The following is a 7,218-nucleotide window of genomic DNA, read 5'->3' on the forward strand; positions in this document are numbered from 1 at the left end:
AGCGTTTGCCTCATCGCTGTGAAGCAGAATTAGGACGCCATTTCCGGCGGATTGGTTCCGGATCGATGGGAGCGGGAGAGCTCAGCCGGATGGATTCTCTCCGTGGATCACCGCCAGAGCGTGTTCCTGCGCCAAGGGCCGCAGCACGTCGTTCAGCTCGTCGAAAAGCGCGCCCGCGGTCATTCCCTTCCATTCCGGAGGCAGCAGCGACAGGGGAAGGCCGGGGTCGCGGTAGGGCAGCCGCCGCCACAGGGTGAGCATCGGCACATAGATCTGGAACGCCTCCCGCGGAGTCGTGCCCTCGGCCGACGTCCGCTCCAGGATGGGGCGGTAGCGCCCCAGGAAGTCCTCGTACAGCGAGGTGAGCTCGACGAGGTCCCACCACGTGCGGACCTTCGCGGCCAGGTCCCCGTAGGCGAAGTGGTGGCCCGCGAAGATGTCGACGTACGCGGACAGCTCCTGGCGCTCCAGGGTCTGGCTCGTCTCCGCCGCCAGGTTGCCCGGCGCGACCCACACGCCGGGCGCGGCGGTGCCGAAGCCCAGGCGGGTCAGGCTCGACCGCAGCGCGTGGCGCTTCTGGCGTTCGGCCTCGGGCACGTTGAACACGACGACGATCCAGCCGTCCTCCACGGACGCCCGGGTGCGCTCGAAGATGCGTACGTCGCCCTCGGCGAGCACCTGCAGCGTCGGGGTGTCGAGGGTGTAGCCGGCCACACCCGCGCGGCGTTCGCCGTGGAGCACGCCACGACGCTTCAGGCGGGAGACCGAGGACCGTACGGCCTGCCCCTCCATCCCGAGATCCGCCATCAGCTCCACCACGGACGCGACCGACAGCCAGTTGCCCTCGGCGCGGGCGTACAGGCCGAAGATCGTGATGATGAACTGAGCGAGGCGAGTGTTCCGGCCGCTCACGGAATCGGAGTTCGACTGGAGCTCTGCCGTCATGCCCGCACCCTACGTGACGCTGCGTCGAGACCACGAAACGCCGGGCCACCTCGGCGGGGGCTCCGCACCGGCGCCCGCCGTCTCAGGAGACCGGGATCGACTCGTGGGAGGGCGTCCATCGGAGGTGGACCTCCTGGTCGGACTCCTCGGCCCGCAGCAGGGAGAGACGAGGTCGTACGGCGTCGGTGCGTGAGGTCGGCGGCTTGCGGCTGCCCGCACGGAACGGGTCCGGCCAGTCCGCGGCGGCCCCCTGGTACTCCTGCTCGGCCGCCGCGTGCAGGGTCCAGTGCGGGTCATATAGGTGGGTACGCCCGAGGGCGCACAGGTCGGCGCGGCCGGCCAGCAGGATCGAGTTGACGTCGTCGTAGGACGCGATGGCGCCCACGGCGATGACCGCCGTGCCGGTGGCCGCGGCGACCTCGTGGCGGATCCGGTCCGCGAAGGGTGTCTGGTAGGAGCGGCCGAACGCGGGGCGCTCGTCCTTGGCGACCTGGCCGGACGAGACGTCGATCGCGTCCGCCCCGTGGGCGATGAAGGCGCGGGCGATCTCCACCGCGTCATGCTCGGTGTTGCCGTCCGGGAGCCAGTCGGTCGCCGAGATCCGTACGCTCATGGGCCGCTCGGCCGGCCAGACGGCGCGAACGGCGTCGAACACCTCGAGGGGGAACCGCAGCCGGTTCTCCAGGGAGCCGCCGTACTCATCGGTGCGGCGGTTCGCGACCGGCGAGAGGAAGGAGGAGAGCAGATAGCCGTGCGCGCAGTGGACTTCGAGCAGGTCGAACCCTGCCTCCGCGCCGCGCCGCGCCGCCGCGACGAAGTCGGCGAGGACCCGGTCCATGTCGGCGCGGGTCATCTCGCGCGGCATCGCCGAGCCGGCGCCGTACGGCACCGGTGAAGGGCCGACGACCTCCCAGTTGCCCGTCGGCAGCGGGTCGTCCATGCCCTCCCACATGAGCCGGGTGGAACCCTTCCGGCCCGAGTGGCCGAGTTGGAGGCCGATGCGCGCGGTGCTCCGCTCGTGGACGAAGGACACGATCCTCGCCCAGGAGTCGCGTTGCCCGTCGGTCCACAGGCCGGTGCAGCCCGGGGTGATGCGGCCCTCGGGCGAGACGCAGACCATCTCCGTCATCACCAGCCCGGCCCCGCCCATCGCCTTGGAGCCGAGGTGGACGAGGTGGAAGTCGCCCGGCACGCCGTCCACGGCGGAGTACATGTCCATCGGCGACACGATGACCCGGTTCTTCAGCTCCAGCCGGCCGAGCCGGAAGGGCTGGAACATCGCGGGCGTGCCGCTCTCCAGCCCCTGGGCCGCGGCGAACGCGGCGTCGACGCGGTCGGCGAACTCCGGGTCGCGGGTCCGCAGGTTCTCGTAGGTGATGCGGCGTGACCGGGTGAGCAGGTTGAAGCAGAACTGCGTCGGCTCCTGGTGGACGTACATGCCGATGTTCTCGAACCACTCCAGCGATGCCTGGGCGGCGCGCTGGGTGGACTCGACGACCGGCCGCCGTTCCGCCTCGTAGGCCGTCAGCGCCGACTCGACGTCCGGCTGCTCGTGCAGGCAGGCGGCGAGGGCGAGCGCGTCCTCCATCGCCAGCTTGGTGCCCGACCCGATCGAGAAGTGCGCGGTGTGCGCGGCGTCGCCGACGAGGACGATGTTCCCGTGGTGCCACCGCTCGTTGCGCACGGTGACGAAGTTGAGCCACTTGGAGTTGTTGGCGAACAGCCGGTGGCCGGCGAGTTCTCCGGCGAAGATCTCCCCGATTCTCGCGATGGCCTGCTCGTCGGAGGTGCCCGGCGGGAACTCGGCTCCTTCGCTCGCGTGGAAGCCGGCCCGGCGCCAGACGTCCTCGTGCATCTCCACGATGAAGGTCGAGCCGCTCTCGGAGTAGGGGTAACCGTGGACCTGCATGGTCCCCCACTCCGTCTCCTTGATGAAGAACTGGAACGCCTCGAAGACCCGGTCCGTGCCCAGCCACATGTACTTGCTGAGCCGCCGGTCCAGCGCCGGGCGGAACACCTCCGCGTAGGCCGCCCGTGTCGAGGAGTTGACGCCGTCGGCCCCGACCACCAGGTCGTGCGACGCGCGGAGTGCCTCGACGTCGGGGGCGGGCGTCGAGAAGTGCACGACGACCCCGAGGGCGTGGCAGCGCTGCCGCAGCAGGTCGAGGAGTTCTCTGCGGCTCATCGCCGCGAAGCCCTGACCGCCGACGGTGTGACTCTGTCCACGGAAGTGGATGTCGATGTCGGTCCATCGGGCGAACCGGCGCGCCATGGCCTCGGCGATGCCGAGGTCGGCGTTCTCGATGCCGCCGAGCGTCTCGTCGGAGAACACCACGCCGAAGCCGAACGTGTCGTCGGGCGCGTTGCGCTCCCAGACGGTGATGTCGTGGGCCGGGTCGAGCTGCTTCATGAGAGCGGCGAAGTAGAGGCCACCCGGGCCGCCGCCGGCGATCGCGACCTTCACGCGAGCTCCTCTCGTCGGACGGCCGTAGAGGCCTCGGCCGCCGGCTCGGCGGCGTGTTCGGCCTCGACGAGCCTGCGGAGCGCGAAGTGCTGCAGCTTGCCGCTGGCGTTGCGGGGCAGGGAGTCGCGGAACCGCACGTCGCGCGGGTATTTGTACGGCGCCAGCAACTGCTTGACGTGGCGCTGGATCTCCTGGGCCTTGGCCGCGTCGCCGGTCACGCCCTCGCGGAGGACGACGAAGGCGCAGACGACCGAGCCTCGCTCGGCGTCGGGGCGAGCGACGACGGCCGACTCCAGCACGTCGGGGTGCGTGTCGATGGCGGCCTCGACCTCGGGTCCGCCGATGTTGTAGCCGGACGAGACGATCATGTTGTCGCTGCGGGAGTGGTAGTAGAAGTAGCCGTCCTCGTCCCGGGAGAAGATGTCGCCGGTGACGTTCCAGCCGTTCACGACGTACGACGCCTGGCGCGCGTCGTCGAGGTAGCGGCAGCCGACCGGGCCGATGACTCCCAGCCGTCCCGGCTCTCCCGGCCCGAGTTCGGACCCGTCGGGGCCCAGGATGGTGGCGCGGAAGCCCGGCACCGGCTTCCCGGTGGCGCCGGGACGGATCTCGTCGCCGGCGGCCGAGATGAAGATGTGCAGCATCTCGGTGGCGCCGATGCCGTCGATGACCCTCAGCCCGATCCGGTCCCGCAGCTGCTCCCAGACGCCGCGGGGCATGTGCTCCCCGGCCGACACTCCGGCCCGCAGCCCCGCGAGCAGATGTTCCCTTCCCTCGCGGAGGATCGCCCGGTACGCGGTGGGCGCGGTGGCGAGGACGGTGACCCCCTCCCGCTCGACGATCTCCGCCAGCTGGAGCGGGGGCGCGGTCTCGGTCAGCAGAGAGCAGGCTCCGGCCCGCAGCGGGAAGACCGCGAGCATGCCGAGCCCGAACGTGAAGGCGAGAGGGGCGGTGCAGGCGAACAGGTCGTCGGCGGCCGGCTTCAGCACGTGGCGGGAGAAGGTGCTGTCGATGGACAGGATGTCCCGGTGGAAGTGCATGGTGATCTTCGGGACACCGGTGCTGCCCGACGTCGGCCCGAGGAGCGCCACGTCGTCGGCGGAGGTCTCCACGTCGGTGAACTCACCGGACTTCGCCGCCGCGCGAGCGAGGAGGTCGTCGGGGCCGGCGCCGCCGTACTCCATGACCTTCAGCGACGGCAGCGCGGTGTCTCTGACGGTGTACACGTCACCGGCGAAGCGGTGGTCGACCAGCGCGATCGAGGGCCGCGTCCGTTCGGCGATCGGGGTGAGCTCGCGGGCGCGCAGGGCGGCCATGGTGGTCACGACGACGCCACCGGCCTTGAGCACACCGAGCCACGCCGCGACCGTCCACGGATTGTTGGGCGAGCGGAGCATGACGCGCTGACCGGGGAGCAGGCCGAGATCCTCGGTCAGCACCTGGGCGACCTGGTCGGCCCGGGTCCGGAGCTCGCCGTAGGTCCAGGTCTCCCCGCCCGGCGTACGCAGCGCCGGGCGGTCGGCCCCGAACGTCGAGGCGGGGACGTCGATGAGTTCGGTGGCGGCGTTGAGCCGCTCCGGGTATCGCAGATCCGGAGTGGTGAACTCGATCGTCGGCCACAGGTCCGCCGGGGGCAGGTGGTCGCGCGTGAAGGTGTCCCGGTGCGCTGATGGGGAGGAAAGCAACGGAAGTCCTTCCGATAGCCGCGGACGGGCGCCGCGGGTCAAACGAGGCGGATCATGCCCTCCTGGACGACCGTGGCCAGGTGGCGCCGGTCGGGCGTGAAGAACCGGCCGAGCCCCACGCCGCGGCCCGCCTCGGCGGCGACCGCTTCCTGGACATAGAGGAGCCAGCCCTCGACCGGTCCGGGGCGGTGGAACCACATGGCGTGATCGAGGCTGGCGGTGACGAGCTCCGGCCGGGCCCAGGCCAGGTCGAGCACCCGGAGGACGGGCTCGAGAATCGTGTAGTCGCAGACGTAGGCGAGCGCGGCCAGGTCCCGCTGGGCGTCGGTCAGCCCCGCGACCGGCCGGAGCGGGTCGAAGGGCTTCACCCACACGGCCTGGTGCGGCACCGGCTCGCCCTCGACGGTGAGGTAGACCGGGCCGGGCACGTGCCGCATGTCGAAGCTCCGGCCGCCGGACCAGTACTCCTTCGACCGCTCGGTCATCGAGCCCCCGTCGCGCCCGGCCAGGTACGCCGCCGAGCTGGGCAGGTCGTCGGGGTCGGGGACGGGCTCGGTGAGCTCGGCCAGGAAGCTGCCGCCGGGCTCCCCCGCGGCGAAGCCGGCCAGGCACACGTAGATCGGCTTGTCGTTCTGGTAGGCGCGCACCTGCCGGGTGCTGTAGCCGCGGCCGTCCCTCAGCAGCTCCACCTCGTACCGCACCGCCGCGCCGATGTCGGCGGGACGCAGGAAGTAGCTGTGCATCGAGTGGAGCGTCTTGCCGTCGGTCACCGACCGCATGGCCGCCGCGGCGGCCTGGGCGACCAGGTCTCCGCCGTACGCCTTGGGCCACGGGCAGGGCTGCGTCATCGCGGTGAAGGCCAGGTCGAAACGCTCGGGCGCCTCCGGCGTCAGCGTGACCGCGGAGGTGAAGATCTCCGAGGTCCCGAGGGTCTGGGTCTTCATCGGTCCAGCCAGTCGCGCAGGTCCGCGTCGGCGACGTCGGGCAGGTTGACCACGATGTTCTCCGGCGTCCGGGTGGTCATCCAGGTCAGCGGCTTGACGCGCGAGAGGTTGCACTCGATGTGCGGCATGAACGGCGGCACGAAGACCCAGTCGCCTTCCTCCATGTCGACGTAGTCCTCGAACTTCTCGCCGAAGTAGATCCGCGCCCGGCCCGACAGAACGTAGCCGCCGGTCTCGGCCTCGCCGTGGTGGTGGGTGACCGAGCGGTAGCCGGGTTCGTTGCTGACCTTGCCGAACCAGAGCCTGGTGGCCGGGGTGTGCTGGATGCTGACCCCCGAGATCCGGATCGCTCCGCCCGAGTCGGCCGTGTTGGCGTCCTCGCCACCGCCGCGGGTCACGACCGGAGCGACGAGACCGCTGGGCAGCCGGTACATCGAGTTGTCGCCCTCGAGTCGGTATTTGCTGAGGTCAGGCTCCATGGATCTGCTCCGTTCCGGTGTGCGCGGGTCAGGGCGCCACAACTTCGTTGTATCTCGTGTTTTTAACGACCGTCAAGTAATCTCCATATATCTCGCCAGCCGAACAGGAGGCCCGATGACTCCCGTCGCCGTGAACCCGGCCGCGCTCCCGGATCCGCGCGGTTACTCGCACGGAACCCTCGTGGGCAACACGCTCTACCTCGGCGGGCAGACCGCTCTCGACGCCGAGATGAAGATCGTTCCGGGCGGCATCGTCGAGCAGTTCCGGCAGGCGTTCGGCAACCTGCTGACCACGCTCCGAGAGGCCGGAGGTGAGCCGGAGGACCTGGTCAGCGTGACCCTCTACCTCACCGACATCCCCGGCTACCAGGCCCACGGGAAGGAGATCGGCCGGGTCTGGCGGGAGCTCGCCGGCCCGGTGTACCCGGCCATGGCCGGCATCGGCTGCACCGCCCTGTGGCAGCCCGAGGCGATGATCGAGATCCTCGGCGTGGCCGTCATCCCCGAACACCGGCTCCGCACGCCGGGCCGGTGAACCCCCGGGGCGAACGGGACCTGCCCGCCGGCGTCGACGCCTGGCCCGCGATCCACGCGTCCGGGCTACGGAGAGGTGACGTCGTTGTTGGCGTTCGTCAGCGGGAATTCCGCGCGTAGGTTCGTCCCGGTGCCGCGGGGGCTGTCGAGTCGGATGCGGCCGCCGA

The 7,218-nt window shown here is 70.7% G+C and carries 6 protein-coding genes; 1 reads left to right on the forward strand and 5 read right to left on the reverse strand.

Annotated features, from left to right (window positions below):
- Nucleotides 1–81 precede the first annotated feature (81 nt).
- From ABEA10_RS27535 to ABEA10_RS27555, 5 genes are all read right to left on the reverse strand, one after another.
- Nucleotides 82–945, reverse strand: coding sequence for a PaaX family transcriptional regulator (locus ABEA10_RS27535; RefSeq protein ID WP_345468868.1), 864 nt, complete (start codon nt 943–945; stop codon nt 82–84).
- Nucleotides 946–1,027: 82 nt separating this feature from the next.
- Complete coding sequence (locus tag ABEA10_RS27540) at nt 1,028–3,409, reverse strand: bifunctional salicylyl-CoA 5-hydroxylase/oxidoreductase (RefSeq protein ID WP_345468870.1); 2,382 nt, start codon at nt 3,407–3,409, stop codon at nt 1,028–1,030.
- Complete coding sequence (locus ABEA10_RS27545) at nt 3,406–5,094, reverse strand: AMP-binding protein (protein WP_345468871.1); 1,689 nt, start codon at nt 5,092–5,094, stop codon at nt 3,406–3,408. The genes ABEA10_RS27540 and ABEA10_RS27545 overlap by 4 nt, the downstream gene beginning before the upstream one ends.
- A gap of 38 nt (nt 5,095–5,132) precedes the next feature.
- Nucleotides 5,133–6,038 (reverse strand): acyl-CoA thioesterase, encoded by a 906-nt coding sequence (locus tag ABEA10_RS27550; protein ID WP_345468872.1) that lies wholly within the window; start codon nt 6,036–6,038, stop codon nt 5,133–5,135.
- Nucleotides 6,035–6,517, reverse strand: a complete 483-nt coding sequence (locus ABEA10_RS27555) for a cupin domain-containing protein (RefSeq protein WP_329246686.1) — start codon at nt 6,515–6,517, stop codon at nt 6,035–6,037. Before ABEA10_RS27555 ends, ABEA10_RS27550 begins: the two co-directional genes overlap by 4 nt.
- Before the next feature lie 115 nt (nt 6,518–6,632).
- On the opposite strand from ABEA10_RS27555, the gene ABEA10_RS27560 reads away from it, so the two are divergent.
- Complete coding sequence (locus tag ABEA10_RS27560; RefSeq protein ID WP_329246688.1) at nt 6,633–7,052, forward strand: RidA family protein; 420 nt, start codon at nt 6,633–6,635, stop codon at nt 7,050–7,052.
- Nucleotides 7,053–7,218 lie beyond the last annotated feature (166 nt).

This window comes from Actinoallomurus oryzae, assembly GCF_039541955.1.
Lineage (GTDB): Bacteria > Actinomycetota > Actinomycetes > Streptosporangiales > Streptosporangiaceae > Actinoallomurus > Actinoallomurus oryzae.

Coding starts and splice junctions, on each gene's coding strand:
- ABEA10_RS27555 (WP_329246686.1), bottom strand. CDS start 6,517: ATGGAGCCTGACCTCAGCAAATACCGACTCGAGGGCGACAACTCGATG.
- ABEA10_RS27560 (WP_329246688.1), top strand. CDS start 6,633: ATGACTCCCGTCGCCGTGAACCCGGCCGCGCTCCCGGATCCGCGCGGT.
- ABEA10_RS27550 (WP_345468872.1), bottom strand. CDS start 6,038: ATGAAGACCCAGACCCTCGGGACCTCGGAGATCTTCACCTCCGCGGTC.
- ABEA10_RS27535 (WP_345468868.1), bottom strand. CDS start 945: ATGACGGCAGAGCTCCAGTCGAACTCCGATTCCGTGAGCGGCCGGAAC.